Annotated in this window: 1 protein-coding gene; it reads left to right on the plus strand. The window is 70.6% G+C overall.

What is annotated here, in order from left to right; translation table 11 throughout:
* On the plus strand, window positions 1-272 hold a 272-nt coding region (locus SB753_RS37340), incomplete at both ends, for an aldehyde dehydrogenase family protein (protein ID WP_410805177.1).

The following is a 272-nucleotide window of genomic DNA, read 5'->3' on the forward strand; positions in this document are numbered from 1 at the left end:
GTCGATGCCGCGTTGACCGGCGCCTACGGCTCGACCGGCCAGCGCAGTACGGCGGCGGCGCGTCTGATCGTCGAACGCGCGATCTACGAGCCGTTCGTCGACGCGTTGCAGGCAAGGCTCGCGAAACTCACCGTCGACCATGCGCTGAAGCACGGCACCGACGTGGGCCCCGTCGCGAACGCCGCGCAACTGGAGCGCAATCTCGACTACGTGCGAATCGCGGCGCAGGAAGGCGCGCAACTGCTGCGCGGCGGCCGGCGGCTCGAACGCGC

Origin of the sequence: Paraburkholderia sp. SIMBA_053, assembly GCF_046534895.1 — a bacterium.
GTDB classification, from domain to species: Bacteria; Pseudomonadota; Gammaproteobacteria; order Burkholderiales; family Burkholderiaceae; genus Paraburkholderia; species Paraburkholderia caledonica.